This window comes from Streptomyces sp. SID13666, assembly GCF_010548325.1.
Taxonomy (GTDB): Bacteria; Actinomycetota; Actinomycetes; order Streptomycetales; family Streptomycetaceae; genus Actinacidiphila; species Actinacidiphila fildesensis.
In genome coordinates, this window is the sequence record NZ_JAAGLX010000014.1 from 81,045 (window position 1) to 105,895 (window position 24,851).

Consider the following 24,851-nt stretch of genomic DNA (forward strand, 5'->3'; position numbering starts at 1 on the left):
CGGCCCGGCGCGGTAACAAGGCCAGGGAGAGACCGTCTCCAGGAGGCCCCGCATGCCGCTGCCGCACTACCGTCCCCCGGACGCGCCCGACGGCGCGCGCGAGGACGCGTGGCGTCCGCCGCCGCGCCGCGTCGGCCGGATGGCGGCGGGCATCCTCGCGGTCACGGTGGTGACCGGCGCCTGGCTGCTGCGCGACGGCACGCAGGAGCGGGAACCGCCGCTGCCCACCCCGGCCGAGGCGGTCTCCGCGGCCGGGCGGAACCCGGCCGCCGGCGGACAGACGGAGGTCGCACTGCCGCCGCGCGCGGCCCCGATGACCGCCGCCGCCCCCGAACGGATCCGCGTCCCGGTCATCGGGGTCGACGCGCCCCTCATGCGGCTCGGGCTCGACACCACCGGCCATCTGCAGACCCCACCGGAGTCCGAGCGCGGGCTGGCCGGCTGGTACGCGGGCGGGGCCGCGCCCGGCGCCGCGGGCGCCGCCGTGCTGGCCGGGCATGTGGACACCCGCGAGGGCCCCGCGGTCTTCTACGAGCTGGGCGGGCTGCACAAGGGCGACCGGATCGAGATCGACCGCGCGGACCGCCGTACCGCCGTGTTCACGGTCTACGGCATCGAGGTCTACGAGAAGCAGGACTTCCCCACCGACCGGGTCTACGGCGCGACACCGGACGCCGAACTGCGCGTGATCACCTGCGGCGGAGTGTTCAGCAAGGCGGCGGGATACCTGGGCAACGTCGTGGTCTACGCCCGGCTCACCGGCTCCACCGAACCGTCCTGACGCACCGTCCCGGCAGAGTCCCGACGGAGTCCCGACGGACCCGCCGACCGGCCCACCCGGCGCACCCGCCTGACGCACCGGCACCCCCGTTGCCCCCACCCCTTCCACCGGCGCGCCCACCCCCGGAACGGCCGGTTGGCCGAACCGGGGGCACACCACTGGCAGGTGAATGCAGTATGTCCTAGTTTAGGTATTTCTGATGTCATTCATGAATCTGCGCGTCACCGGGGAGGTCCCTGTGCGACAGCCGCTGGCCATGAGCGGGCCGATGGACTGGCCGCTGACCAACGGTGCCGTGCCCTGGATCGTGCTCGTGATCGGCCTGCTGTCGCTCGGCTGGCTGCTCGTGGTCCGCCAGCGTTCCTGGTGGACCCTCACCGTCCCGCTGATCGCCCTCGGCACCGCCGTCGCGGTGTTCGTCGTGCAGTACGTGGAGGACAACTCCTGGCGGCTGATCGCCGATGAGCTGCCGATCGGCGTCCTGGTGTGGATCGGGGTCGGGGTGTTCGGCGTCGCCCTGGCCGTGGCCCGCTGTTTCTACATCCCGCACTGGCGGGTCAGGCCGGCCGCGCTGCTGGCGGGCCTGCTCGTCCTGCTCGCCGCGTGCTCCCAAGTGAACGTGTTCTACGACCAGTACCCCCGGCTCCGTACCCTGGTGACCGCGCTGACCCGGGAGAGCACCGACCTCAGGACGGCCAGCGGCGGCGGCAAGGAGAACACCACCGTCCGCACCCCGGAGGGCGGCACGCTCGAATCGGTGTGGAAACCGCCGGCGGACATGCCCGACAAGGGATCGCTGTCGAAGGTGCGGATCCCCGGCACCGTCTCCGGCTTCGACGCGCGCGACGCCTGGGTCTATCTGCCGCCCGCCTACCGGACCAACCCGCGCGCACTGCTCCCCGTCATCGTCCTGATGCCCGGTCAGCCCGGATCGCCGCAGGACTGGCTCGACTCCGGGCAGCTGGCCGAGACCATGGACGCGTACGCCGCCGAGCACCACGGGCTGGCGCCGGTCGCGGTCTCCGTCGACACCCTGCACTCGCCGCTGAACAACACCATCTGCGTGGACTCCGAACGCGGCAAGGTGCACACCTATCTCACCCAGGACGTACCGGCGTGGATCAGGGCCAACCTCCAGGTCGCGGCCGCGCCCGGGTCCTGGGCGGCGGGCGGCTATTCGCTCGGCGGCACCTGCTCGCTGCAGCTGGCCGTCACCGCCCCGGAACTCTTCGGGTCGTTCGTCGACATCTCGGGGCAGCGCGAACCGACCCTGGGCGGCCACCAGCACACCGTCGACGAGCTGTTCGGCGGCAGCTCGGCCGCGTACGACGCCATCAGCCCGCTGAAGATCATGCGGACGAAGTCCTTCCCCGGCACCAACGGCCTGTTCATCGTCGGCTCCTCCGACGGCACCTACCGGCCGCAGCAGCGGGACGCGTACGCGGCGGCCCGCAAGGCCGGGATGAACGTCACCTACAAGGAGCTGCCCGGCGGCCACAGCTGGGCGGTCTGGCGGCCCGCCCTCGGCGTGGGGCTGGCCTGGCTCGGCGGCGTCACCCATCTGACCTCCCCATCCAGCGGCTGACGGGACTGCACCGATGACCGAAACGCAGGCGCAGGCGCGGGAACTCCCCGACGGCCCGGAGCCGACCGGGCCCAGTACGCCGAAGCCACCCGGCCGGTGGCGGTCCTGGGCGGCCAACATCCGGCGCGGCGCCGGGCAACTGCGGCACGCACCCGTCACCGTGACCCTGATCGCCGCCCTGTGGATCACCGGCGCGGCCACCGGATCGCTGCGCAGGGGTCCGGACGACCAGCTGTTCGACGCCATCGGCGTCGGCTGGGAGACCCTCGCCGAGGGCCACTGGTGGACCCCGCTCAGCTCCGGCCTGTGGTGCTCCAGCCTCGACATGTATCTGATCAGCACCGTGGCACTCGCCGTGCTCGGCACCCTGGCGGAGCGCCGGATGGGCTCCGCGCGCACCGTGCTGGCGCTGGTGGCCGCCCAGGTGGCCGGCACCCTGCTCGGGGTGGGCCTGGCCAAGCTCGGCGACCTGGCCGGCGACGACTGGCTCGAACTGCTCTCCCTGCAGGCGGCGGTCGGCCCCACGGTCGCCGTCGCGGGGGTGGCCTTCACGGTGAGCGGGACGATGACGGCGCTGTGGCGGCGCCGGGTGCGCCTGCTGCTGGCCGCGGTCGTGCTGGTCCTCGCGCTGTACCTGGGCACCCTGCTGGACGTCCTGCAGGTCACCGGCGGGGTGATCGGCCTGGCCGTCGGAGCGGTGTTCTGGCACCGGCTGCCGCACCGGCCGACCGGTGCGTCGCACTCCGAAACCCGGGTGCTGGTCGGGCTGTTCGTCGCCGCCGCCGCGATCGGCCCGGCGCTGACGATGCTCTCGCCCGACGCGCTCGGCCCGCTGGCCACCTTCCGCGATCTGCTCGTCACCTCGCACCCCGACGCCCAGGCCGTCCAGGACGCCTGCGCCGAATCGGTGCGGGCCTGCCATCAGATCCACGCCGAGGAGCACTTCTACGACTCCCCCGCGATCCTGATGACGGTCATGCCCGCACTGCTGCTGCTCGTCCTCGCCGAAGGACTGCGGCGCGGCCGGCGGCTGGCCTGGATCCTCGCCATCATCGTCAACCTGGCGCTGATGGCGATCGTTCTCTACGAGATGGTGGACTTCCTCGGCTCGCTGGACCTCAGCACCCCGGAGGGCCGGGACGACCGGAGCTGGCTGATCCGCGCCTGCATCGAGCAGCTCCTGCTGCCCGCCGCCTCGATCGTCCTGCTGGTCGTCACCAGGAGCCGCTTCCAACTGCGATTGCCGCGCACCTCGGTCCGCAGGATCGCACTGGCCGTCGGCGGCAGCGTGCTGGCCGTCGCGGCCGTCTACGTGGGCACCGCCTACGCGATCCGCGAGCAGTTCTACCCCGTCGCCACCGTCTCCTTCCTGTGCCAGGGGCTCGTCTCCGTCTTCCTGCCGCCCATCTACAGCGACCTCGCCGACCAGGGGCCCATCCCGGTGGGCTCGGGCGCCCACTGGCTGTACGAGTACTGCGGTCTGGTGCCCTGGCTGGTCGCGCTCATCTCCCTGCTGGTGGTCTTCCGCAGCAACCGGCTGCGGGCCTCCGACGAGCAGGCCCGGCGGGCCCGTTCGATCCTCACCGAGCACGGCGGCTCGACGCTCTCGTACCTGTCCACCTGGGAGGGCAACCACTACTGGACGTCCCCCGGCGGCGACGCCGGCGTGGCCTACCGGGTGCTCTCCACCATCGCGCTGACCACCGGCGATCCCTTCGGGGAGCCGTCGGCCCGGCAGCGCGCGGTGGGCGAGTTCGCCGCGTTCTGCGACACGCGCGGCTGGTCACCGTGCTTCTACAGCGTCAACGAGGAGTCCCGGCAGGCCGCCGAGGCGCTCGGCTGGAAGTCCCTGCAGGTCGCCGAGGACACCGTCGTACCGCTGGCCGGTCTGGAGTTCAAGGGCAAGAAGTGGCAGGACGTCCGCACCGCGCTCAACAAGGCGGGCAAGGCCGGCATCACCGCCGAGTGGTGGCGCTTCCCGGACGCGCCGCTGGCGCTCACCGAGCAGATCCGGGCCATCTCCGAGGAGTGGGTCGCCGACAAGGGCCTGCCCGAGATGGGCTTCACCCTCGGCGGCCTCGACGAACTCGACGACCCCGAGGTCCGCTGTCTGATCGCGCTGGACGCCGACCGGACCATCCACGGCATCACCAGCTGGATGCCGGTCTACCGGGACGGCGCGCCGATCGGCTGGACGCTGGACTTCATGCGGCGCCGCTCCACCGGCTTCCGCGGCGTCATGGAGTTCCTGATCGCCTCCGCCGCGCTCGGACTGAAGGAGGAGGGCGCGGAGTTCATCAGCCTGTCCGGGGCGCCGATGGCCCGGGTGGACCGCGGCGAGGCCCCGGCGCCGCTCCAGCGGCTGGTCGATGTGTCGGGGCGACTACTGGAACCGGTGTACGGTTTCCGTTCATTGCTCGCGTTCAAGGCAAAATTCCAGCCCGACTACCACCCTATGTACATGTGCTACCCCGATCCGGCCGCTCTGCCGACCATCACCCGCGCCATCGGCAAGGCGTACCTTCCGCACATGACGGCGGCTCAGGGCGTACGGCTGGTCCGCCAGCTGTCCGGCTCCTGAGCCGGGGTCCGACTCCGGTTTGAGGTGACGCCATGTGGGACTGGTTGGCCGACGCCTACCGGACGCGGATCGTCGACAACGGTCGCGAACCGCTGTTCCTGCTGCTCGTCGGGTTGATCGGCTCGTTCCTCTTCATCCGCTTCAGCGTGCGGATGATCCGGCGCGGCGTGAGCTGGTGGCCGGGGAACGTCAACCCGGGCGGACTGCACATCCACCATGTCGTCTTCGGCCAGGCCATGATGCTCATCGGCGGCATCGGCTCCTTCGCGGTACGCGGCGGTGTCCTCGCGCACAACCTGCTGGCCGTGCTGTTCGGCATCGGCTGCGGACTGGTGCTCGACGAGTTCGCCCTCGTCCTGCACCTGGAGGACGTCTACTGGAGCGAGCAGGGCCGCAAGTCCGTGGACGCGGTGATCCTCGCCGTCGCGGTGATCGGCCTGCTGCTCATCGGGGAGGCCCCGCTGGGCGGCTTCGTCGGCGGGATCAACGGCGAGCAGATCGGTGTCGCGGCGGTCCTGCTGGGCTTCGTGGTCATCTGCCTGATCAAGGGCAAGGTGTGGACCGGGCTGATCGGCGTGATGATGCCGCCGGTCGCGATCATCGGGGCGCTGCGGCTGGCCCGCCCGGCCAGCCCCTGGTCCCGCTGGCGCTACCACTCCCGGCCCCGGCGGCTGGCCCGCTCCGAGCGCCGCGAGGACCGGGTCCACCGGCGGCTGGTGGCGTTCAAGACCAGGATGATGGACGCCGTCGCGGGCGCCCCGCACCTGAAGTCGAAGTCCGAGAGCGTCCCCGTGCCCCGCCCGACGGTCGTCGACATCCCGCCGTCCCGGATCGAGGTGTGGCTGCGGCCGCTGCAGCAGCCGGGCGCGGCGGTCGCCGTCTGGTACCTGCGGGCCGCCGCCGTGGTCAACGTGCTGACCGGGCTGATCGCGCCGTTCCGCGAACGGGTGCACCGGGCCACCAACGGGGAGTTCTTCACCGCCTTCCTGCTGAGCCCGGGATTCACGGGCGCCGTCCTGGCCTTCCTGCTCGCCGTGACGCTGCGCCGCCGCAAGCGCGCGTCCTGGATCGTCGCCGTCACGCTGGTCTGGGGATACCTGGCGCTGTGCCTGCTGGCGCTGGATCTGCTGCCGGAGGCCCGCGCACACCCCTTCAACTGGATCTCCCTCGGCCTCACCGTGCTGCTGGCCCTCGCGCTGGCGGTGTCCCGGCGGGCGTTCAACGTGCGGGGCGAACGCGGCAACGTCGCCCTCGGACTGGTGTCGCTGCTGATCGGCAGCGTCGTCACGGTGGGCCTGGGCACCGTCCTGGTGCACGCCACCGACGCCCCGCCGCCCGCGAGCTGGCGCGCCTGCCTGCACTACGCCGTGCTGCGCGTGCTCACCGTCTCCAGCCTGTTCGACCTGCCCGAGATCACCGTGCCCGCCTGGACCGACCTCGCCATCAACCTGCTGAGCGTCACCCTGATGCTGATGGTGCTGCTCGCCTTCTTCCGCTCCCCGCGCGGCCGCGCCCGGCTCCAGCCGGCGGACGAGCAGCGGCTGCGCGAACTGCTCGCCACGCACGGCGAACACGATCCGGTCGGGTACTTCGCCCTGCGCCGCGACAAGTCGGTGAGCTGGTCGCCCGGCGGACAGGCGGCCGTGCTGTACCGGGTGGTGAACGGGGTCGCGCTGGCCTCCGGCGATCCGATCGGCGACCGCGAGGAGTGGCCGGCGGCGATCGACGGCTGGCTGGCCGACGCCCGTCAGCACGCCTGGATCCCGGGGGTCACCGGGGCCGGCGGGGGCGCCGCCGCGGTCTACGAACGGGCCGGACTCAAGTCGCTGGACTTCGGCGACGAGGCGGTGGTCGACGTCGCCGCGTTCGCCGGAACGTACCTGGGCACGTCCGCGACCGGCTCGAACGGCCCGACCGGCTCGGGCGGCGGCGAGGCGCTGCGTCCGCTGCGCGAGGCCCACGGGCTGATCCGCGACGCCGGCTACACCGCCGTCGTACGCCGCCACCGCGACATCCCCCGCGACGAGATGGCCGATCTGGCCCATCTCGCCGACGCCTGGCGACGGCACGCCAGTGAGCGCGGCTTCTCGGTGGCCCTGGGCCGGCTGGGCGACCCCGCGGACGGCGAGTGCGTGATGGTGGAGTGCCGCGACCCGCAGGGGCGCACGTCGGCGCTGCTGAGCTTCGTGCCGTGGGGCCGGCGCGGCCTCTGCCTCGACCTGATGCGCCGCGACCGCGAGTCCGGCAGCGCGCTGATCGACTACCTGATCACCGAACTGCTGCTGCTGGCCCGGGCGGACGCCGAGCCCGTGCGCGGCGTCGAGCGGGTGTCCCTCAACTTCGCGGTCTTCCGCTCGGTCTTCGAGGAGGACGGCAAGGCCGGTGCGGGCCCGCTGCTGCGGCTGTGGCGCAAGGTCCTCCGGCTGCTCTCCCGGCGCTGGCACCTGGAGGCCCGCTACCGCTCCTACGCCGCCTACCTGCCGGAGTGGCGCCCGCGCCACCTGCTGTACGAGCGGTCCGCCGAGCTGCCCCGTATCGCCGCCGCCACCGCCATGGCCGAGGGCTTCCTGACGGCGCCGCGGCTGCCCCGGCTGGGCGGGGCGCCGTACCCGGCGGCGCCCGAGACGGCACTGGCTTCGGAACCGGACGGTTCCGGGCCGGAGGATTCCGCACCGGACTCCGCGCCGGACGATCCGGCTCCCGGCCCGCGCTGAGGCGGGCCGGGCGCGGGGGCACCGGCCGGACCCGTGTCACCCGACCGGCCGTGGCGCGGTCATCCGATCCTGACGCGTCCCGACCGGCTCCCTGACCTGCGCCTGCCGCGTCGGCCCCGTTCCTCCGTTGGTCCGTTCGGAGTAGTTCTGACCGATCGTCAACAGGCACCGGGAGCGCCGTCCGGGTGTCCTCGGAGGGTGGGCAGATTCCTGTCTGCCCCGCGGAACACCGTCCGTGACCCCGCCCTGGGAGAACCCGATGCGCTCACAGCACCTACTCGCCGGCTCCGCCCTTGCCGCGGTCATCGCGCTGAGCGCGGTGGGAGCCGCGTCAGCCGACTCGACCGAGCCCATCGCCCCCGTCGAGTCCGCGGCGCCCTCGGCGCCCGCCGAGCTCTCCTCCCCCGACGTGCCGGCGGACCTCACCTCGCCCGAGGTGCCCAGCGAGCTCTCCTCGCCCGCTGTGCCCCTCACGCCCGTGGGGCCCGCCAATCCCGTCATCATCCAGCCGAACCCGGTGGCCCCCGGCGGTCAGTTCTCCGTGTTCGACGGGGGCAACTGCACCGGCACGAGCGGCATCGCCACGTTCAGGTCCGTCTCGGGCGGCTCGGCCATCCCCTCGGTCAACCTCTCCACCCTCAGCAACCAGCTCGGCGGGGTCGGTACGGTCCCGGCCGGCACCGAGCCGGGCCAGTACGAGGTCTCGGTGTCCTGCCAGAACGGCGGCACCGGCAAGCAGGGCCCGTTCACCGGCACCCTGACCGTCTCGTCCCGCACGCCCAAGGGCGGGGTACAGACCGGCCTCGGCGGCGGCATCGGCATGGACCCGGCCGAGACCGCGCTGGGCGCGGCGCTGGTGGCCGCGGCTCTCACCGGCACGATCGTCCTGGGCCGCCGACGGGCCCGCGGCAGCGACAACTGAGCGGAGCCGCCTGAGCGGTGGCATCGGCTGCTCGAGGGGTGCCCCTCAGTCGCAGACGGTGCCCGCCGCCGGCAGCCTGCCGTCCAGCAGGAAGCCGTCGACGGCTTCCGTCACGCAGGTGCTGTGCGCGAAGTAGGCACCGTGGCCCTGCCCGTTGAACGTCAGGACCGGGCTCCCGTTGCCCAGCGCGTCGCTCATCCGCCGGGCGTTCGCGTACGGCGTCGCCGGGTCGCCCTTGGTGGACACCAGCAGCACCTTGGGGGCATCCACGGCCCGGACGTTGCGGGAGGTGTTGTCCCCGGCGGACGGCCAGCCGGCACAGGCCAGCATCGAATGGACGATGGACCGGCCGAACACCGGCGACGCGGCGGCGAACGCCGCCCCGGCCGCTGCCACCTGACCGGCCGTGTAACGGTCGGAGGTGTCCCGGCAGTCCACGGCCAGCTTCGCCACCGCGTAGTTGGTCCGCCCCGGATCGCTCCCGTCGGACCGGGTCCGCCGCCGGACGTCCGAACCCCCGTCCTGCGCGAGCAGCAGCATCAGCTCACCGTCGCCGGCCCGCAGCGCGGCCAGCGCCTCGCTCAGCGCGGGCCAGGAGTCCGCGCTGTACATGGCCGTCTGCAGCGCCTCCAGGTACTCGTCCTGGCCGAGGTCCCCGACGGCGGTCCGCACCGGATCCTCCGCGAGCCGGTCGCCCAGGTCCGCGAGTCCGGCCATCCGGGCGCGCTGGTCCGCACCGGCGATCGGGCACGCCTTCCCCTGCTTCGCGCAGTCCTTCACGAACGCCTCCAGCGCGCGCTGGAACGCGGCCGCCTGACCCAGCGCCACCCGCTCGCTGTCGGACGCCGGATCCTCCACCCCGTCCAGCACCAGCCGCCCGGCGCGGTCGGGGAACTGGTGCGCGTACACCGCGCCCAGCTTGGTCCCGTACGAGAAGCCCAGGTAGTCGAGCTTCTCGTCACCCAGCGCCGCCCGCATGACGTCCAGATCGCGCGACACGTTCGTCGTCCCGATCCACGGCAGGATCCTGCCCGACCGCTGCCCGCACTGTCCGGCGAGCCGCCGCACCTGCTCGATCAGCTCCCCCTCCGCGGGCGGCGGATCACCGCAGTCCACCGGCACACTGCGGCCCACCCCGCGCGGATCGAACCCGATCAGGTCGTACCGGGTGTTGAGGACCGCCAGGTCCGTACCGGCCCGGTCGGCGAGCGTGTCGATCCCGGAGACCCCGGGGCCGCCGAAGTTCACCGACAGGGAGCCGATGCGGTCGCCGGGACCGGTGGCGGGGTAGCGCGTCAGCGCGATGTCGGCGGTGCCGCGGGAGGGTGTCGCGTAGTCCAGCGGCACCACGATGCTGCCGCACTGCATGCCGTCGGCGGCGCATTCGGCCCAGGTGATCCGCTGCGCGTAGAACCGCGTCAGATCCGGCTGCGCCGGGCCCCCGACCAGCACCAAAGCCGTCGTGGACCCCACCGCCAACCACAACCCGAACCCCATCCCGCCAACCTAAACGCCCCCACGAAGCCCCGCACGCCGGGCGATCCCGGTCGTGACCTGGCCGAGGTCCTGCCCGCACGCGAACCGATGCCCTCAAACGCCGGGCGGGCTGAATGGCTCCGAGCCCGGCCTCCAGCACAATCGCTACGCCGGTCCCAGACCACCAAAGCCCGGCGCCCAGCCCGCTCGGGGCCCTCCGGCCGCCCCCAGCTCAGCAGCGTCCGAGGCTTCCCCCCAACTCCCCCGGCGTTTGAGACCCGCCCACAGTTCGGACGGCACGCGGCGCCGGCTCTCCCAGCCCGCCCACCGTTTCAGGCTCACCCCCAGCCCGCCCAGTACCTGACGCCCGTTCCCCTCCCCCAGCCCGCCCGGCGTTTGAGGACACCCCCCAGCCCGGCCGGCGCGTGAGGCCTCCCACCAGCCCGCCCGGCGTCTGAGGGCACAGGGCGGGCGGGTGGGGGAAGCCCGTTCCGGGCCGGGCTCCGGCGGGGCTCCGGCGGGGGCGTCCCGGTTGCGGAAAGTCGGGGGGCGGACAGCATGGTCGTATGGAGGAACCCCGCTGGAAGCGCTCGGTACCGGGGTGGTTCGGGGAGTTCTTCGCCTCACTCGCCATCTTCTGCGCCGTCCTCGCCGTAGTCGGCCCCCTGCACCGTCTCCTCGAACCCGTGCGCCGCTGGGTGGAGATCCTGTCGGTGCCGGCGTCCGCGAACCTCGCCTACGCGGCGTTCCTGATGCTGCTGGCCGGCGCGCTGGCGGCGCGCAAACGGGTCGCGTACTGGATCGTCGTGGTGTTCCTCGGGCTGTCGGTCCTGGCGAACGTGGTGCTGATCGCCTTCGAATCGGAGTGGAGCGCCATCCCGGCGCTGGCCATCACCGGCACGGCGCTCGCCGTCCTGGTGGTGTCGCGCGGCGAGTTCTCCGCCCGGGTGCGCAAGGGCGCGTTCTGGCGGGCGCTGCTGGTGCTGCTGGTGGGCCTGGTGATCGGCGTGCTCGCCGGCTGGGCGCTGCTGTCGGTGTTCCCCGGCACGCTGGTCGGGAAGGACCGGCTGCGGTGGGCGGTCAACCGGGTGGTCGGTGGGGTCAACGACCTGCCGGCCGGTATCGGTCATCCGCCCTTCTGGACCAACTTCTGGCTCGGTCTGTTCGGCGCGCTCGCGCTGCTCGCCGCCGCCGCGACGCTGTTCCGCTCGCAGAAGGTCGAAGCGGCGCTGCACGGCGACGACGAGCCGCGGATCCGCGCCCTGCTGGCGAAGTACGGGGAGCAGGACTCGCTCGGCTACTTCGCCACCCGGCGGGACAAGTCGGTGGTCTTCTCGCCCAGCGGGAAGGCCGCCGTCACCTTCCGCGTCGAGGTGGGCGTCTGTCTGGCCAGTGGCGATCCGCTGGGTGACACCGAGGCGTGGGGGCCCGCCATCGAGGCGTGGCTGGAGCACGCGGCGCAGTACGGCTGGGTGCCGGCGGTGATGGGCGCGGGCGAGGAGGGCGCGAAGGCGTACTCCCGGGCCGGGCTCGGCGCGCTGGAACTGGGCGACGAGGCGGTCCTCGAGGTCGGCGGCTTCGATCTGGGGGGCCGCGAGATGCGCGGCACCCGGCAGGCCGTCAACCGGGTGCGGCGCACCGGTGCGACGAGCCGGATCCGCCGGCACCGCGAGCTGTCGCCAGACGAGTTGCACGAGGTCGTGGCACGGGCCGACGCCTGGCGCGGCACCGATACCGAGCGCGGCTTCTCGATGGCGCTGGGCCGGCTCGGCGACCCGGAGGACGGCGACTGCCTGCTCGTCGAGGCGCTGGACGACGCGGGACAGGTCATCGCGCTGCTGTCGTTCGCGCCCTGGGGCCGGGCCGGGGTTTCGCTGGACGTGATGCGGCGCGATCCCACCGCCCCCAACGGGATCATGGAGTTCATGGTGACGGAGCTGGCGGCGCAGTCGCCCCGGCTCGGCATCCGGCAGATCTCGCTGAACTTCGCGGTCTTCCGCTCGGTCTTCGAGGAGGGCGCCAGGATCGGCGCCGGCCCGGTGCTGCGGCTGTGGCGGCGGCTGTTGCTCTTCTTCTCCCGGTGGTGGCAGCTGGAGGCCCTGTACCGGTCGAACGTCAAGTACCAGCCGGAGTGGTATCCGCGCTTCCTCTGCTACTCCGAGGCGAAGGACCTGGCCCGTATCGGCCTGGCCTCCGGTATCGCCGAGGGCTTCGTGGAGATGCCGCGGCTGCGCTTCTGGCGGGACCGGAACGTGGGGCAGGGACCGGCCGCGCTGCCCGCGTTCGTCGAGCTGGAGGAGGCCTCGGCCGCTGCCGCCGACCTGTCGGCGGCAGCGGCAGGACCGGACCGGACGGCCGGTTCCGGACGGCCGGAGCAGGTACGCGTCAGGATGCGGAAGCTGGAACGGCTGCGGGACGCGGAGACCGACCCGTACCCGCCCGGCATCGTGCCCACCCACACCCTGGCCGCCGCGGCGGCGGCGCCCGCCGGCACCGATGTCCGGCTGGCCGGGCGGGTGTTGCGGCTGCGCGACCACGGCGGCGTGGTCTTCGTGACACTGCGGGACTGGTCGGGCGATCTGCAGATCCTGCTGGGCCGCGACCACTTCACCGCCGAGGGGATGCGGGCGTTCGCATCCGACGTCGACCTGGGCGACCTGCTGGACTTCGCAGCGGTGATGGGGGTGAGCCGGGCCGGCGAGGTGACCGCCGACGCGTCCACCTGGCGGCTGAGCGCCAAGTGCCTGCACCCGCTGCCCGACAAGCGGCGCGGCCTGACCGACCCGGAGGCCCGGGTCCGGCAGCGTTACCTCGACCTGGTGGTCCGGCCCGAGGCCCGCGACGTGCTGCGGGCGCGCAGCGCCGCCGTGCACTCGGTGCGCGAGTCATTGGTGGCCCGCGGCTTCCTGGAGGTCGAGACGCCGATGCTCCAGCCGGTGCACGGCGGCGCCAACGCCCGCCCGTTCACCACCCACATCAACGCCTACGACCTGGACCTGTATCTGCGCATCGCCCCGGAGCTGTATCTCAAACGGCTCTGCGTCGGCGGTGTCGAGAAGGTCTTCGAACTCGGCCGCACCTTCCGCAACGAGGGCGTGTCGTACAAGCACAACCCCGAGTTCACGATGCTGGAGGCGTACCAGGCCTACGCCGACTACGACTCGATGCTGGAGCTGACCCGCGAGCTGATCCAGCAGGCGGCGACCGCCGCCAACGGCTCGCAGACCGCCCGCCGGGACGGCGGTGAGGTCGACCTGTCCGGGCTGTGGCCGGTACGGACGGTCAACGACGCGATCTCGCAGGCGCTCGGCGAGGAGGTCACCGCCGACACCCCGCCCGAGGTGCTGCGGCGGCTCTGCGACCGCGCGGGCGTCCCGCACACCCCCGCCGACGGGCGCGGTGACATCGTGCTGGAGATGTACGAGCGGCTGGTCGAGGAGCGCACCACCGTCCCGACCTTCTACAAGGACTTCCCGCTGGACGTCTCCCCGCTCACCCGGCAGCACCGCGTCGACCCCCGGCTCGCGGAGCGCTGGGACCTGGTCGCGTACGGCACCGAACTGGGCACCGCCTACACGGAACTCACCGACCCGGTCGAGCAGCGCCGCCGGCTCACCGAGCAGTCGCTGCTGGCGGCGGGCGGCGACCCCGAGGCGATGGAGCTCGACGAGGACTTCCTGACGGCCCTGGAGTACGCGATGCCGCCGACCGGCGGGCTGGGCATCGGTGTCGACCGCCTGGTGATGTTCCTTACCGGCCGGTCGATCCGCGAGACCCTGCCGTTCCCGCTGGTCCGTCGCCGCTGATCTGCGGATATACCGTCCCTAGGGGGGATACCGGACGCCCGGACATTGGCCGAACGGACGAGGGCGCCGGCCGGGGGCTGCCCTTACGGTGGGAGCACGGGACGAACGAAGGGCCGGTCCGGTGTGCGGACCGGCCCCTTCAGGCCTGCGAGTGGGTCGCTCTACCGATGAGCTACGGCCCCGTGCGTGGAGCCGGCTGGACTCGAACCAACTTCTCCCCACTCTTCAAAAATCATAACAATCCCCCCGTTTTCTGCAATTCGGACAAAGCGGTACGGGGGCCCGGCATCGATGGAGGTACAACCGTGGCGCTGAGCAGCGCGAAGAAGACGACCGCCACCGCTCTGGGGGTGACGCTCGCCGGAGCCGCCCTGGCGGCCTGCGGCGCCCAGCAGGGCGCCCGTACGGCGCCCGTCTCCGCCCCGTCGCCTGCCCCGCCCTCCGCCACGATCCCCCATCAGACCCGGACGGGCACGCCACCCGCCACGTCCTCGCGGCCCCCCTCACGGCCCGCCTCGCCTCCCGCGTCGTCCTCGGCGACCACCCGGTCCGACGGCGCGCCCGGCGGCACCCGCGTCAGCCGGGAGATACAGCACGGACTGGAGGACGGCGGCAAGGCCGTGGCCCTCACCTTCGACGACGGCCCCGATCCGCGCTGGACGCCGCAGATACTGGCGCTGCTCGCCCGGCACCACGCGAAGGCCACCTTCTGCGAGATCGGCCCGAACGCCCAGGCCCACCCCGCCGTCGTCCGGCAGATCACCGCGGCCGGCCACCGGCTGTGCGACCACTCGGTGCACCACGACGAGCACCAGAGCGCCAAGTCCGCCGACTACAACACGCACGAGATCCTCGACGCGCGCCAGGAGATCGCCGACGCGGCAGGACCCGGCGCCGAAGTGCCGTACTACCGGGCGCCCGGCGGCGACTTCAAGCCATGGATACGGGAGATAGCCGCCGGCCACGGAATGCGCCCGCTGGGCTGGACCTCCGACTCCGACGACTGGAAGCGCCCCGGCACGGCCGCGATCATGCACCACATCAACGCCAACCTCAGGCCCGGCGCGATCGTGCTGATGCACGACGGCGGCGGCGACCGCACCCAGACGGTGCAGGCGCTGTCCCAACTGCTGGACCAGCTCGACGCGCAGCACTACACGTACAGCTTCCCGGGCCGCTGACTTCCCGCTGACCCTCCCGCTGACCTTCCCGCTGCGTTCCCACCGACGTTCCCCGCCGGGGACCCGGTGGCGCGGTAGCGTTCGAGAGGCGTTTCCCGCTCTCTCTTGGAGGCTTGTGACCATGGCAACCACCCGCACGGCGACCACCCAGTGGAAGGGCGCCCTCCTCGACGGCTCCGGCACCGTCTCCCTCGACACCTCCGGTGTCGGCACCTACGACGTCTCCTGGGCCTCGCGCGCCGAGGTGGCCAACGGCAAGACGAGCCCCGAGGAGCTCATCGCGGCCGCGCACTCGTCCTGCTTCTCGATGGCGTTCTCGCACGCACTCGCCGGCGCGGGCACCCCGGCGGAGCTGCTCCAGACGCAGGCCGACGTCACCTTCCAGCCGGGCGAGGGCATCACCGGCATCGTCCTGTCCGTCAAGGGCACCGTCCCCGGCATCACCGCCGAGGCGTTCGAAGCCCTTGCCCAGGACGCGAAGGCCAACTGCCCGGTCAGCCAGGCCCTCGCCGCGGTGAAGAACATCACCCTCAAGGCCGAACTCCTCTCCTGACACGGCTCTCCGCCCGACCGCTCCGGCGCGGTGCGCCGGCTCTCCCCCTCCCGAGAGCCGGTGCGCCGCGCCGGAGCCGGTCCCGGGGTCAGCGGCGGGTCACCCGGACCTCCCATTCACCGGCGGGGTCACGGCCCAGCACCCGGACCGTCAGGCCCGCCGCCGGGTCGTTGAAGACCTCGCCCACCCGGAAGGGGGCGTCGTTGAGTGAGTTGAACGATCCGCTGCTGAAGTCGCAGGCGCTGGTGGTGGGATGGGCGTCCCGTACGGTCACCGGGCCGGCGCCGGAGTCGATGTCGGTACGGACCTGGTAGACGAGTACGCCCTCGCGGCAGGCCTCACTGTCGTTGCCCGACGCCTGCCGGGCCTCGATCACATAGGCGCGGGTCCGCCCGTACGGGACGACAACGGCCTTACGCCCACCGGCCAGTGAGACGGCGCGCAGCGCGTACGTCCATTCGCCGCGCACCGAGGCGCAGGCGATCTGGGTGTCGTCCAGCCAGCCGAGCCGCCACTTGTGCCAGGCGAGCAGGTCGCCGCCCAGGCCCCAGTCCAGGGACATGCTGTCCCACTGGCCCGCGAGGGTGTCGGTGCGCTGGAAGTCGTCGGAGGCGTAGAGGTCGGGCAGGCCGAACGCGTGGCCGTTCTCGTGGCCGAGGACACGGGATCCCGACTGGTCGTGGCCGTAGATCAGCGAGACCCGGTCGAGCCGGGAGCCGTCGTCGGTGGTGGCGGCCGAGGCGCCGGTCCAGGTGACCGACAGGACGGCCTCGTCGGCGGGCGGGCCCGCGTTCGGGGTGACGAGGATGTTGACCAGGTCGTAGCCGCGGAAGTCGATGTCCCGGTCGGCGACCGAGAGCAGGTCGCGCATCATCTCGGTGTGCGCGTCCCAGCCGTAGCCGCGGCCGATCCCGTACGCGGAGAAGGGCCGTGGCATGCGGATGTAGCGCATCACGGGCGTCGACTCGTAGTGCAGCTTTCCGTAGGAGCCGCGGTCGAACCACTGCTGGACGGCGGGGAAGAACTCCGCGTACCGCTCGGCGGCGCTGTAGGGCGCGGGCGCGTCGGAGAAGTCGATGAACAGGGTCAGGGCCCGGACCCGGCCGGTCGACGGGGCGAACTCACTGCCCACCCCGCGCGCGGCGCGGTCGGGGAAGCCCTCGGACATCGCGGTGCCCGGCGTCGCGCGCAGCGCGCACGGCCTGGAGGCCGTCGGCGGGGAGTAGGCGGCCTGCGGCCCGGTGGCGGCCGTGCTGGCCACCGCGAGCAGCGCGACCGTCCCGATCGCGGCGGCCTTCAGGCCCGCTCCGGGTATCCACGGTATTCGCCCGTCCGTCGCCACGGCGCTATCCCTCGCTGACCTTGACGGCCCAGGATCCGTCCAGGGAGCGGGAGGCGACCGTGACGTGGACCAGGCCCGCGTCGTAGGAGTAGGACTCGCCCACGCCGAGCGGCGCGTCGGCGAGCTTCGGGTAGGCGGAGCCGTCGTGGCAGGCGGAGGTGGCGGGGTGGCCGTCGAGGACGTCGACGGGGCCTTCGCCGGACTCGGTGCCGGAGCGCACCTTGTAGAGCAGCACGCCCTCCCGGCACAGGCCCACGTCGTTGCCGGCCGAGGTGCGCACCTCGATGGCGAGCGCGGTGCGCTGCCCGGTGCGGACCACGACGAGCTTGGTGCCGCCGACGGTCTCCAGCGGTGTCAGTTCGTGCCAGCTGGTGCCCCGCCGAGACACGCACTGGACCTGACTGTCCCGCAGCCAGCCGAACTTCCACTTGTGCCAGGCGAACGGCTCGGGGGCGAGGCCGAATTGGCTGCCCATGAGGTCCCAGTCGCCGACATGGGTGTCCCAGTCGGCGTCGCTGCCGATGGCCGGCCGGGAGTACAGGTCGGGCAGGTCGAAGACATGGCCGGTCTCGTGGGCCAGCACGTTGTGGTCCGGGGGGTGCTGCTCGAACACCGTGACCAGTCGCCGCAGATCGGTGCCGTCCGCCCGCATCGGGGTGGCGAGGTTCACGACCTTGGTGGCGTCCGCGTCGACGCCGGGAGCGTCCGGGTCCGCGACCAGGTAGACGAAGTCGAACGCGGAGAAGTCCACCGAGGGGTCGGCCACGGCGATCGCGTCCCGCAGGTACCCAGTGCGCAGGTCCGGGTCCCAGTCGCGCCGGATCCCGTAGTCGGTGGAGTTCCGCGGCATCTTGAACCAGTGGTCGAGGGGGTGGGCCCGCAGCTGGAACTGCCCGTACGAGGCACGGTCGTAGAAGCGCGAGGTCTCCGGGAAGTGGTCGGCGGCGACCTCTTGGGGGGTCAGGGCCGGCACGGCGTCGGGGAACGAGAGGAAGATCATCACGGCGTCCAGGGCCGTGGTCGGCCGGGGATACGAGGCGTTCCACGTATCCACTCCTTCGGAGTGGTGGGCCGTGGTGCGCGGCAGGGCGCAGTCCCCGCCGGGAGCGGCGGCCGCGGCGGGGCCCGCGACGAGCGTCCAAGCGACGACGGCGGCAAAGACACTCGCCGCCGCCGCCATCGCGCGCAGGGGTCGCCGCCGCGCCCGTATGAGGATGCCTGACCGCCGCACATGGACCTCCGGGGAGGAATCGTGAGCCCGTTCGGGGCACCTTCACAACGTTGCTATGAATTGCGGCGTTATGTCCTGTTGGGTTGCTCCGCACGGGGTGATTCCAGCTTCATCACTGTGCGTAATGGCCTATCCGAATCGGTCAGTTGCTCGTCGCATTCGTGCAGAAACGATCAATCCGTCAGCTTGCGTGCCAAGAATCACCACGACGGCGCTGGATCCGCCGCTCCGCCAGCGCCTATGATCGCCACCGAGACCAGCGCGACACGGGGAGCGGGCAATGGGCGGACCCTCGGGCGGCCCCAGTGCCGAACCCGACATCACACCGGTAATCCTCACGCTGAGTAACGGTTCCCCTCCGGGACCGCCCGGCCCCACGGCCGGTGAACCGCGCGACTACCAAGCCGCCTTCACCGCGGCCCGGCTGCCCATGGCGCTGGTGGACCGCGACGGCTGGGTGCTGGAGGCCAACCAGGCGCTCGGCGCGCTCCTCGGCACCAGCCCCGCCGGGCTCGCCGCCCGCGTCGCCACCGGACTGCTGGGCCTGGCCGAGGACGACCCTGCGCGCATCGCCTACCGCGAGGTGCTCGCCGGCCGCCGCGACCAACTGCGCTGCACCCGCCGCATCAAGCGCCGCGGCGGCGGCTCCCTGTGGGCCGAGGTGACGCTCGCCGGCACCGGAAGCGCCTGCGGCACCGCGCTGCTCTCCGTCGAGGACATCGGCGAACGTCATAGCCTGCGCGAGCAGTTGCGGCATCTGCAGATGCACGACTCCGTCACCCGGCTGCCCAACCGGGCGCTGTTCTTCGAGCGGCTCTCCGCCGCCCTCGACGGCGCCGGCAGCAGGACCGGCCGGATCGGGCTGTGCTACCTCGACCTCGACGGCTTCAAGGCCATCAACGACACCCTCGGGCACCGGATCGGCGACCAGCTGCTCGCCGCTGTCGCCCAGCGGCTGCTGACCTGCGCGGAGCCCGGCGGCAACCTCGTCGCCCGGCTCGGCGGCGATGAATTCGCCCTGCTCGTCCGGGACTCCACCGGCACGGGACAGGCCACCGTCCTCGCCGAGTCCGTACTCACCTCACTGCAGCGGCCGTTCGACGTGGACGGGCAGCGGCTCGCCGTGTCGGCGAGCATCGGCGTGGTCGAGCGCGAGGTCGCCGGCAGCTCCGCCACTGGTCTGATGCAGGCCGCCGACACCACGCTCTACTGGGCCAAGGCCGACGGCAAGGCCCGCTGGACGCTCTTCGACCCCGAGCGCAACGCCCACCGCATGACCCGGCAGGCGCTGTCCAGCACGCTGCGACAGGCCGTGGAACGCGGTGAGTTCATCCTGGAGTACCAGCCGCTGGTCGGGCTCGACAGCGGTGTGCTGCGCGGCGTCGAGGCCCTGGTCCGCTGGCAGCACCCGCACTTCGGGCGGCTGGCGCCGGACCGCTTCATCGGCCTCGCCGAGGAGAACGGGTCCATCGTCCAGCTCGGCCGCTGGGTGCTTGCCGAATCGTGCCGTCAGGCGCGGGTCTGGCAGAAGGACCACCCGGACGACCCGATCTTCATCAGCGTCAACGTCGCGGTCCGCCAGGTCTGGGACTCCGACCTCGTCGCCGACGTCGCCGCCATCCTGGAGGAGACCGGGCTGCCGCCGGAGCTGCTGCAGCTGGAGCTCACCGAGTCCGCCGTGATGGGCTCGGCCGGCCGGCCGCTGCAGGCCCTGCACGCGCTGAGCGAGATGGGTGTGCGGATCGCCATCGACGACTTCGGCACCGGCTACTCCAACCTCGCCTACATGAGCCGGCTGCCGGTCTCCGCGCTCAAGCTCGACGGCTCCTTCGTCCAGGGCTTCCGCTCGGCCGAACACCCCAACCCCGCCGACGAGACCATCGTCGAGGCCCTGGTGGAGCTCGCCCACCGGCTGGGTCTGACCGTCACCGCGGAGTGCGTCGAGAACGCCGAACAGGCCGAGCGGCTGCGGCGGATCGGCTGCGACACCGGCCAGGGCTGGCACTACTCCCGCCCCGTCGCCGCCGAGCGGATCTCCGAACTGCTCGCGGGCTGACGCCGGGCGACACCGACCGCTCGCAGGCTGACGCCGGGCCGCTGCTCCCTGGCCGGAGCGGGCCCCGGACCGGCACATGCCGGAGCCCGCGTCCGTGGGGGGAAGGGACGCGGGCTCCGGATGGGGCGGTCAGGTCAGCAGGCGCCGAGGTCCTGCCACACGCCCCATTCGCCGGTGGTGCCGGGCTCCTCGCCCGTCGTCCACCACTTGGCCTTCCAGTTGTGGCCCTTCCAGGAGACCGTTCCGCTGGCGCTGGTGTAGACGGCGGAGGAGCTCCAGGCGGCCGCGGCGCAGGTGCCGGTGGGCGGCGTCGTCGGCGGGGTGGTGGGAGGCGTGGTCGGAGGCGTCGTGGGCGGAGTGGTCGGAGGAGTCGTGGGCGGGGTCGTCGGCGGCGTGGTGGTGGTGCCACAGCCGCTCGCGGAGCCGCCCACCGCGGTGCTGATCTTGTTGAGCAGCGTGGTGCCGGTGTCGAGGTCCAGCAGCGAGTACATCATCGCGCCGCCGAGTCCGCGGCAGTGCGCGTAGTCCGCGCGGGCCTGGATCGACTGGGCGTTGAGACCGGTCCAGAATTCCGTGCCGTTGTAGAAGTACGAGGACTTCGACGCGTCGTCCCAGAAGGTGGTCGCGGGGTTGTCGACGATGCCGCCGAGTTCCTTGTAGTACGCGATACCGGCCGTCGCGCTCAGGCTGCGGGCCGGGGCGGGACCGGTGGCGGGCTGGCCCAGACCGTGGTTGGCACCGGCGGGGACGCCCGTCCAGCCGCGGTAGTAGAGCTCGTAGCCCAGCGTCAGCTTGTTGGCGGGGAAGCCGCCGGCGATGCCGTACGCGGCGTTGCCGTCGAGCCAGGCGTTCACCGCGTTGGTGACGTTGTACTTCTCGGTGCCCGGCGCGATCGGGTCGGTCGGGTCACTGGCCGACGGGACGAGCGGCGACTGGTGGTACACCGGTCCGTCGGTGTCCCAGGCACCGTGCATGTCGTAGGTCATGATGTTCGCGTAGTCGAGGTACTGCCCGACCTTGTTGGTCTCGATGTGCGCGATCTTGTCCTGACCGGCCGGCAGCGCGGCGGTCAGCAGCATCTTCTTGCCGCCGTTGGCGGCGCCGTACGCGTCGAGCTGCTTGCGGAACTCGGCGAGCAGCAGCGTGAAGTTCTGCTTGTCGGCCGCGTCCACGTGGTTGCCGAGGTGGCCGCCCGTCGAGCCCGGGTACTCCCAGTCGAGGTCGATGCCGTCGAACACGCCGACCGCGGAGCCGGGGCCGCCGAAGCCGCCGTCGCCGGGCAGGTTGCCCTTGATGTACTGGTCGATGCAGGACGTCACGAGCTTCTTGCGGCTCGCGTCGGTCTTCGCCGCGTCCGAGAAGTACTTGGAGTACGTCCAGCCGCCGATGGAGATGTCCACCTTCAGCTTCGGGTACTTCGCCTTGAGCTTCCGCAGCTGGTTGAACGCGCCGGTGATCGGCTGGTTCCAGGTGTCGGCCACCCCGTCGACGCTGTCGGCCGCGCCGAAGGACTTCTGGTAGTCCGCGAAGGAGTCGCCCGCGCCGTCACCGGCGCTGGGGTTGTTCTCGTCCTGCGAGGCGGCCTTGTTGGCCTCGAAACAGGTGAGGTCGGTCGGGTGGATGTTCCCGAACGAGTAGTTGATGACGTCGAGCTTGCTCGCGATCCCCCGGGTGTCGAGGTCCTTGGGGTAGAAGGCGTTGCCGTACACGCTCCACTGGTCGTAGTAGGCGATCTTCACCCCGCCGCTGCTCGCGGCCGCGGCGGCCGGCTGAGCGTCGGTACCCGCGGCGCTCGCCGGGGCGAGCCCGCCGACGAGCGCGGTGATCGCGCCGAGAGCGAGGGCCGCACTGGTGGCGGCAGCCACGAGTGATCTTTTCTGGAGCTGCACGAAAGACCTCCGGGGGGAGAGGGAGGAGCAGGGGGCTGCGCCATGAATAGCGCCCTTGAGATGCTCCGGTCAATGGTCTGAACCAGACTTAGGACTAGACCAATTGACGCCACGCCTACCCGTGGGAAACCCCCTCCGGCCAGCGAAAAGCCGCCTGTCGCAGGTGCTGACAAGCGGCTTTAGCCTGAGTTAAGGATCCGGAAGATGTCCTTCCGGGGGCGGAACCACGCCTCTTCGGGAAACCCGCTTTTAACCGCTGGAGCGATCAGGAGGGCGGGCTCGGGGTCGCCCCGCCGGGTTCGTTTCGCGTGCCCTACGACTCGCCGCCGGGCAGCCCGTACGCGTCCGCGATCAACGCGTAGGACCGCAGACGGGCGGCCGGCGTATGGGCGTTGGCGGTGATGATCAGCTCGTCCGCACCGGTCCGCTTCACCAGGGCGTCGAGCCCGTCGCGGACCTCCTCCGCACCGCCGTGCACCACGTTCACGAGCCAGGAGTCGATGAACTCCCGCTCCAGGGCGCTGAATTCGTACGCCTCGGCCTCCTCGGGCGACGGGATGAGCCCCGGCCGACCGGTGCGCAGCCGCAGCATGCCGAGCGCACCGGTGAGCACCTGGCGGCGCGCCTCGGCGGGGTCGTCGGCCGCGAGGGCGGAGACTCCGATCGCGGCGTACGGGCGGTCCAGGACCGCGGACGGGCGGAACGACTCGCGGTAGAGCTCCAGCGCGGGCACGGTGTTGGCCGCCGAGAAGTGGTGCGCGAAGGAGAACGGCAGGCCCAGCGCGCCGGCCAGCCGGGCGCTGAAGCCGGAGGAGCCGAGCAGCCAGACCGACGGACGCGACGCGGACTGCACCCCGCCGGCGACGGAGCCCTGCACCGGTCCGGGGATCGCGTGGATGCGCGCGTAGCGATGCCCGTCCGGGAAGTCGTCGTCCAGGAACCGGGTCAGCTCGGCGAGCTGCTGCGGGAAGTCGTCGGCGCCGTCCGGGCGGTCGGTGCGGCGCAGCGCGGCGGCGGTGGCGCCGTCGGTGCCGGGCGCGCGGCCCAGACCGAGGTCGATCCGGCCGGGGGCGAGCGCCTCCAGGGTGCCGAACTGCTCGGCGATCACCAGCGGGGCGTGGTTGGGGAGCATCACTCCGCCGGAACCGAGCCGCAGCGTGCGGGTGAACGCGGCGAGGTGGGCGAGGATCACCGCCGGGGAGGAACTGGCCACACCCGGCATCGAGTGGTGCTCGGCGACCCACATCCGGTGGAATCCGCGGGCCTCGGCGAGCTTGGCCAGTTCGACACTGGCGCGCAGGGCGTGGGTGGCGGTCAGCCCGCTTCCCACGGTCGCCAGGTCGAGCACGGACAGCGGCACGGGCGCGCTGCCACGGGCTGCTCCGCGGATGTCATCGGTGGTCTGCGGTTCGTCTCCCACGGGGGGCGCCTCCTCGGTCATGTATTCGCCTGCGGCAACTGGAACCGGAGACGCACTCCGGTTATTCCCGGCCGACCTTCGCCCCGATCTTCGCGCCACTCCACCGTCAACAAGGCCTATGGCATATGCCGATGCGGCGCTTTCCTGCATATACGCACGAAGCCCACCAATCGGCCGGTCAACGGCCTCTACCTTCAAGGCCGTTACGGCTATCGTGGGGAGCGGCTCGGCTGTCGGGTCCGATCGGTACGCCCATCGGCCGTGACCAGCAGCTACAGCCGTGACGTACGGCACGCCGCACCGGACGCGAACGGCACACCTGCAGGGGGATTCCGTGGCGCTTGAGTACCGACAGATCGCGCCGGTGTACGCGGTCCAGTACGCGCTGCGCGTACTGGAGGCCGTCGACCACCACCGGCACGGCGTGACGGCCGAGCAGCTGGCCCGCGAGATCGGCGTGCCCATCGGCTACCTCTCGCAGCTGCTGGCCATGCTCAAGCGCGAGCGCTACCTCTCGTTCCTGCCCGGCGGCGGATACGTGACCGGCGAATCCCTCGTGCTGCTGGCCGCCGCCGACCGCGAGCAGGCGCTCGCCGACAAGCTCAACAGCGTCCTCAACGAGCTGCGCGACGAGGTCGGCGCCGCCGTCTATTTCGGCCGTTACGACGACGGCGAGGTGACGGTCGTCGACGTGGCGGACGGGCCGACCACCCCGCGGGTCAACGAATGGGTGGACTTCCGCTCCTCCGCCCACGCCAGCGCGGTCGGCAAGTGCCTGCTCGCGCAGCTCGACCACCGCGGCCGCCGCGAACACCTGTCCCGGCACCGGACCGCGCGCCTCACCTCGCGCACCGTCGTCAACGAGAAGGCCCTGCTGTCGGAACTGGAGAGCCAGCCGGCCAGCCATCCCATGCTCGACCTGCAGGAATACGCGGTCGGCACGGTCTGCGCCGCGGTACCGGTCACCATCGGGAAGACGGTCGCGTGCCTCGCGCTGTCGATGCCCACCTCGCAGGCGCACCGCCTCAAACCGGCCGTCGACACCCTGAACGAACGCGCGGCACCGGTGCTGCTCTCGCTCAGCTTCTGACCCGCCAGGACCCGCCAGGACCGGCCAGGACCGGCCATCACGTGGCCGGAGAACACAGAGACCGGGACACGAAGAAGGCCCCCCGCTTCCGCGAGGGGCCTTCGACCGTCGGTGCGCCGTCAGGGACTCGAACCCCGGACCCGCTGATTAAGAGTCAGCTGCTCTAACCAACTGAGCTAACGGCGCGTGCTGACATGGAAGATCGTACCCGATGCTCCGGGGTG

Annotated in this window: 15 protein-coding genes and 1 tRNA gene; 10 read left to right on the top strand and 6 right to left on the bottom strand. The window is 72.1% G+C overall.

What is annotated here, in order from left to right:
- The first annotated feature begins 52 nt into the window (after nucleotides 1–52).
- The 5 genes from G3I60_RS19815 to G3I60_RS19835 all read left to right on the top strand — a co-directional run bounded on the left by G3I60_RS19815 (nucleotide 53) and on the right by G3I60_RS19835 (nucleotide 8,583).
- A complete protein-coding gene (locus G3I60_RS19815) occupies nucleotides 53–781 on the top strand; it encodes a class F sortase (protein ID WP_164295424.1) in 729 nt (242 codons plus the stop codon).
- A gap of 199 nt (nucleotides 782–980) precedes the next feature.
- On the top strand, nucleotides 981–2,366 hold the full coding sequence (locus tag G3I60_RS19820) for an esterase family protein (protein ID WP_164295425.1): 1,386 nt from the start codon (nucleotides 981–983) through the stop codon (nucleotides 2,364–2,366).
- A gap of 13 nt (nucleotides 2,367–2,379) precedes the next feature.
- Nucleotides 2,380–4,947 (top strand): bifunctional lysylphosphatidylglycerol flippase/synthetase MprF, encoded by a 2,568-nt coding sequence (locus G3I60_RS19825; protein WP_164295426.1) that lies wholly within the window; start codon nucleotides 2,380–2,382, stop codon nucleotides 4,945–4,947.
- A 32-nt stretch (nucleotides 4,948–4,979) separates the two neighbouring features.
- The gene (locus G3I60_RS19830; RefSeq protein ID WP_164295427.1) at nucleotides 4,980–7,661 is read left to right on the top strand and encodes a phosphatidylglycerol lysyltransferase domain-containing protein; all 2,682 of its coding nucleotides are present in this window, start codon (nucleotides 4,980–4,982) and stop codon (nucleotides 7,659–7,661) included.
- 259 nt (nucleotides 7,662–7,920) lie between these two features.
- Nucleotides 7,921–8,583 carry a hypothetical protein gene (locus G3I60_RS19835; protein WP_164295428.1) on the top strand — a complete coding sequence of 221 codons (663 nt, stop codon included), beginning with the start codon at nucleotides 7,921–7,923 and terminating at the stop codon, nucleotides 8,581–8,583.
- Between the two features lie 45 nt (nucleotides 8,584–8,628).
- Here G3I60_RS19835 and G3I60_RS19840 read toward each other — a convergent pair whose 3' ends face one another.
- Nucleotides 8,629–10,080 carry an alpha/beta hydrolase gene (locus tag G3I60_RS19840; RefSeq protein WP_164295429.1) on the bottom strand — a complete coding sequence of 484 codons (1,452 nt, stop codon included), beginning with the start codon at nucleotides 10,078–10,080 and terminating at the stop codon, nucleotides 8,629–8,631.
- A gap of 545 nt (nucleotides 10,081–10,625) precedes the next feature.
- Here G3I60_RS19840 and lysX point away from each other — a divergent pair.
- From lysX to G3I60_RS19855, 3 genes are all read left to right on the top strand, one after another.
- Nucleotides 10,626–13,865, top strand: coding sequence for a bifunctional lysylphosphatidylglycerol synthetase/lysine--tRNA ligase LysX (lysX, locus tag G3I60_RS19845; protein ID WP_164295430.1), 3,240 nt, complete (start codon nucleotides 10,626–10,628; stop codon nucleotides 13,863–13,865).
- A gap of 305 nt (nucleotides 13,866–14,170) precedes the next feature.
- Nucleotides 14,171–15,046: a polysaccharide deacetylase family protein gene (locus G3I60_RS19850; protein ID WP_343241959.1), complete on the top strand. Its 876-nt coding sequence runs from the start codon at nucleotides 14,171–14,173 to the stop codon at nucleotides 15,044–15,046.
- A 121-nt stretch (nucleotides 15,047–15,167) separates the two neighbouring features.
- Entirely contained in the window at nucleotides 15,168–15,599 is a 432-nt protein-coding gene (locus tag G3I60_RS19855; protein WP_164295432.1) for an OsmC family peroxiredoxin, read from the top strand.
- 88 nt (nucleotides 15,600–15,687) lie between these two features.
- On the opposite strand, the gene G3I60_RS19860 is transcribed toward G3I60_RS19855, so the two are convergent.
- Nucleotides 15,688–16,941 (bottom strand): M6 family metalloprotease domain-containing protein, encoded by a 1,254-nt coding sequence (locus tag G3I60_RS19860; RefSeq protein ID WP_343241361.1) that lies wholly within the window; start codon nucleotides 16,939–16,941, stop codon nucleotides 15,688–15,690.
- A gap of 4 nt (nucleotides 16,942–16,945) precedes the next feature.
- The gene (locus G3I60_RS19865) at nucleotides 16,946–18,121 is read right to left on the bottom strand and encodes a M6 family metalloprotease domain-containing protein (RefSeq protein WP_164295477.1); all 1,176 of its coding nucleotides are present in this window, start codon (nucleotides 18,119–18,121) and stop codon (nucleotides 16,946–16,948) included.
- A 331-nt stretch (nucleotides 18,122–18,452) separates the two neighbouring features.
- On the opposite strand from G3I60_RS19865, the gene G3I60_RS19870 reads away from it, so the two are divergent.
- On the top strand, nucleotides 18,453–20,228 hold the full coding sequence (locus tag G3I60_RS19870; RefSeq protein WP_164295433.1) for a bifunctional diguanylate cyclase/phosphodiesterase: 1,776 nt from the start codon (nucleotides 18,453–18,455) through the stop codon (nucleotides 20,226–20,228).
- Between the two features lie 134 nt (nucleotides 20,229–20,362).
- Here the strand turns inward: G3I60_RS19870 and G3I60_RS19875 are convergent, their stop codons facing one another.
- Both G3I60_RS19875 and G3I60_RS19880 read right to left on the bottom strand, forming a co-directional pair.
- The gene (locus G3I60_RS19875; RefSeq protein WP_343241362.1) at nucleotides 20,363–22,093 is read right to left on the bottom strand and encodes a glycosyl hydrolase family 18 protein; all 1,731 of its coding nucleotides are present in this window, start codon (nucleotides 22,091–22,093) and stop codon (nucleotides 20,363–20,365) included.
- 337 nt (nucleotides 22,094–22,430) lie between these two features.
- Nucleotides 22,431–23,537: an LLM class flavin-dependent oxidoreductase gene (locus tag G3I60_RS19880; RefSeq protein WP_244809189.1), complete on the bottom strand. Its 1,107-nt coding sequence runs from the start codon at nucleotides 23,535–23,537 to the stop codon at nucleotides 22,431–22,433.
- 334 nt (nucleotides 23,538–23,871) lie between these two features.
- Between G3I60_RS19880 and G3I60_RS19885 the strand changes: the two genes are divergently transcribed.
- Nucleotides 23,872–24,627 carry an IclR family transcriptional regulator C-terminal domain-containing protein gene (locus G3I60_RS19885; RefSeq protein ID WP_164295435.1) on the top strand — a complete coding sequence of 252 codons (756 nt, stop codon included), beginning with the start codon at nucleotides 23,872–23,874 and terminating at the stop codon, nucleotides 24,625–24,627.
- A gap of 112 nt (nucleotides 24,628–24,739) precedes the next feature.
- On the opposite strand, the gene G3I60_RS19890 is transcribed toward G3I60_RS19885, so the two are convergent.
- Nucleotides 24,740–24,813 (bottom strand) — tRNA-Lys (locus G3I60_RS19890).
- Between the last annotated feature and the right edge of the window lie 38 nt (nucleotides 24,814–24,851).